Source organism: Ancylomarina sp. (assembly GCF_041555295.1).
GTDB lineage: Bacteria > Bacteroidota > Bacteroidia > Bacteroidales > Marinifilaceae > Ancylomarina.
The window spans coordinates 1-3,622 of record NZ_JBFFKR010000309.1 but is presented as its reverse complement, the minus strand read 5'-3'; the positions used below and the strand labels follow the sequence as shown (position 1 = coordinate 3,622).

General features: G+C 37.1%; 4 protein-coding genes. 2 read left to right on the top strand and 2 right to left on the bottom strand.

Translation table 11 applies throughout. The features are described 5' to 3' along the window. A partial coding sequence (locus ABY905_RS15105; RefSeq protein WP_372645356.1) for a hypothetical protein occupies positions 1-222 on the top strand: 222 nt, incomplete at its 5' end. Between the two features lie 58 nt (positions 223-280). Here the strand turns inward: ABY905_RS15105 and ABY905_RS15100 are convergent. Next, on the bottom strand, positions 281-1,900 hold the full coding sequence (locus ABY905_RS15100) for an MFS transporter (RefSeq protein WP_372645354.1): 1,620 nt from the start codon (positions 1,898-1,900) through the stop codon (positions 281-283). A gap of 78 nt (positions 1,901-1,978) precedes the next feature. Further along, positions 1,979-2,737: a phosphatase PAP2 family protein gene (locus ABY905_RS15095; RefSeq protein WP_372645352.1), complete on the bottom strand. Its 759-nt coding sequence runs from the start codon at positions 2,735-2,737 to the stop codon at positions 1,979-1,981. A gap of 358 nt (positions 2,738-3,095) precedes the next feature. On the opposite strand from ABY905_RS15095, the gene ABY905_RS15090 reads away from it, so the two are divergent. Then, positions 3,096-3,622, top strand: a 527-nt coding sequence (locus ABY905_RS15090; RefSeq protein ID WP_372645350.1) for a M16 family metallopeptidase, incomplete at its 3' end; no start/stop codon positions are given.

Sequence of the window (3,622 nt, the reverse complement as noted above, 5' to 3'; positions counted from 1 at the left end):
GCTAAAAGCTTTAAACATTGTCTTATCATCAGTGAATACCACACCTTGATTCGCGTAGTAGACAATGAAGATTGCAGCCCCAGCTACTCATGGGGGACTTGCATGCCTTTAAGCAGGGCCTATATTCAAAAAAATGGGGTGCTTGACGAGAAGAAAGATTACTTGAAAAACGTCATCGGTCGTCCTGATTCACAAAAGAGGACAATGTATTTATTCAACTAAAAAAGAGCTTTGATCGATGGATCAAAGCTCTTTTTCTGTCTTGTGATTTTAGATCATCCTATTTGGCAGCATCGCTCTTAATCAGAAAGCGATCGTAAAGGAATAAAGCCACAACAGCAATCAAACCAATCGAGAAGATAACATACCAAATCTGTGAAGGGTTATATTTTTCCCAAAGATGATGCGTCAGTTCAATGCTGTTCATATTCATTTTTTCTGCCACAGAATCAAAATAAGCATTATTCGAAAGACCTGTTGGAATCGATAAATTAAGACTTACTGCCTCTGCTTTTACAAACTCAACCTTATCCGAAATTTTCTGGTAAACATCACCAGAAATGATACCCGCCAATACATTACCAATAAATACAGGAATAAAAGAATACCCCATATAAATGGCTTTCTTATCGGATGGTGCAATACGACCAATGTATTCGGTAATTTTAGGAGAGCCCGCCATTTCGCCAACTGCAAAAATAAACATGGCTCCTATAGTGAACATCACATTTTGAGTCATTAAAGTAAGTGTCATACCAATAGCACAAACCAAGAAACCTACCATCATTGAACTCAGCGGTTTCATTCTCATCACAATGGAGGAAACCACAATCTGGAAGATGATAATAAACATCGCATCGAAATTGGTGATAAACTCCGCCTCCATTTGTCCGTTTGCCATACCATAGTTATCGCTAAAGAAAGGCATGTATTCGCTAAAAAAGCTGTAAACACTTGAGGTATCAACCCACTGAGCAATAAACACTGGTAAGGTGAAAAACAGTTGCAAATACATGGTCCAAAAACCTGACACAATCACCAGGAAGGTGATAAACTTAGTATCCTTAAATATGCTTGTTGTGTTATTAAAAACAGATTTATTTGATTCTCCAATTGGCATCAAATTAACAAATTTAGCCCATCTGAAAGCCAACTGTTCGCCATAAGGGAAGAATAAACGCACAATAAACAGCGGACGTTCTAACAACCAAATCACTAGAAAAATGCCGAATAGCGACATGAATATCAGAGTCGATACGATCAAAGTCTGAATCAAGTTCCACAAACTATAAGCTGCTGACTCTTTTTTCTCTTCGGCTGTTTTAGGCTCATCAAAAAATAGCAAAAGAATAAAATTAACTAAGATCATAGCTGCCGATATATAAAAAATCAGCTGAGAACCTTTAAATAATAGAGTGACTAATGGCCCGAAAAAGGCACCAATGTTCACCATCATGTAAAAGATGCCAAAACCAATGGACGCATTCTCGTCGTTGGTTGTTTTAGCAACCGTTGCCGATACAATAGGCTTAAACAGCGCTGCACCCAATGCCAAATAAAGATAGGCAATGAAAACTCCAGTAAAGGTATCCAGTTGTGGCAAAAGTATAAAGGCCGTTATATAAATGATAAAGGATAACAACAAAACCTTTTTATAACCATATTTATCGGCAATGGATCCTGTAACGACTGGTAAAAAGTAAAGAATTCCCGTACCTATACCCATAATCATTCCCTTTTCCGATTGGGTAAATTCAAGACCTCCTGCATCCGACGACCCAGTTAGGTAATTGGCAAAAAGCATAAAGAAACCATACCAGGCCCAACGCTCAAATAGTTCAATTGTATTTGCAACCCAAAACGTTTTTGGGAAACTTTTCAAAACTTTAGCTACACTCATTTTTATATATTTTCGGATTAAAATCAAACGGGTTGGAATTTACACATAAGTTCCAACCTAGAACATGACATTCAACATTTAGAATTTAATCACAATGCCATTTCCATTGAATAGAATTTTTTGATTCTTCCTTTTGTGGAAGTAAAGCCCAGCAAAGTAACCTATTCCACCACCTAAAACCACATCGGAAAACCAATGCCGATTGCGGTACACTCTAGCCAAACTAACACCAGCAGGAATCACATAGATCCACTTGCTGTATTCTTGCGCAAAAGGTGTGAAAACAGACCATGCCACAAATGCATGTCCTGATGGAAAAGATTTAGTGTTGTTTCCTCTCCCATTAAAAGCATCGAAATGCATAGATCCTTTATTCATATCAGGACGCGAACGTCCTGCAATAAATTTGATACTCTCTGTTAAAACCGCCCCATAAATCAAAGCCTTTGCGGAATTCATAGTCGTTGTAGCCAGTCGTTCATCCTCAATGGCTATCGCAATAGTCCAAGTAGCCAGTGTAGCAGGTACCAGATATTTTTTTTCTCCAAACTCATTAGAAATATCCGTAAAACCATCAATAAAACCCTTTTGATTATGAGTCATACCATCTTTAACCAGCTCATCCAGTAAAAAGGCTGATCCTAAAAGTCCGCCGAAAACCAGAAGGTTTTTCTTTGAGAAGACTTCTTTTTCCAAACGTGGGTTTAAGCGTTCAGATTCATTTTGGAAAGAAGCTTTGCTTTGATTAGAATCAACAAATTGCGCCTGAGACTGGCTAACAAATAAAATAAGGAGTAAGCAAAAGAGACTCCAATTCTTTTTTTTCGAGAGATACATGTACAACTATTTTTATGGAACCCAACAAAAGTAGAAGAATTTTAACGATCAGCATATGTAAAACTCAAAAAGCTATTCTAAAAAAACGATTTTCAAACCAGACCAATATATATTCATTAAAACAATATCTATTTAGATACACAACATCGCAAAAAACTATATTTAAAAGACTTTACAACACTAAACACAACAAGTAGTAAAACAAAGAGTAAGCTTGAGCAATAATTTTACAATTGTTAAAATAACTTAACAATACAAACAAATATTCATAACATATTATTATTTAATTATCTTGGGTACGTATTCCGATTATGTTTTCAACCGAATACAACTAACTCAAATAAAATAACAAATAACTATGAATTTAATTGGTAAAATTTGCCTAGGTAGTGCATTAATACTGACAAGCACCAGTATGCTATCAGCACAAAAAGCACCGGCCTTAGACGGAAAAATCCCTATGGATCCCAACGTCAGAACTGGGAAATTAGCAAACGGTTTAACGTACTACGTTCGCCACAACGAAGAGCCAAAAGATCGAGCTAGCTTCTACATTGTTCAGAATGTAGGTGCAATCCTCGAAAACGACGAACAAAATGGTCTGGCTCACTTCCTAGAGCATATGGCCTTTAACGGAACAAAAAATTTCCCTGGTAAAGGGGTTCTCAACTATCTTGAAAAATATGGTATTGCTTTCGGTAGAAACATCAATGCATATACCAACGTTGACGAAACCGTTTACAACCTTAGCAACGTGCCAACGTCAAATGCAGAACTTTTGGACTCTGCCCTATTGGTATTGCACGACTGGTCAAATTATCTAAGTCTGGATGGCGAAGAAATTGACAACGAGCGTGGTGTTATTCACGAAGAATGGAGAACTCG

Bases quoted from the DNA above. Each gene is read 5' to 3' on its own strand.
- ABY905_RS15100 (WP_372645354.1), bottom strand. From the start codon at position 1,900: ATGAGTGTAGCTAAAGTTTTGAAAAGTTTCCCAAAAACGTTTTGGGTT.
- ABY905_RS15095 (WP_372645352.1), bottom strand. From the start codon at position 2,737: ATGTATCTCTCGAAAAAAAAGAATTGGAGTCTCTTTTGCTTACTCCTT.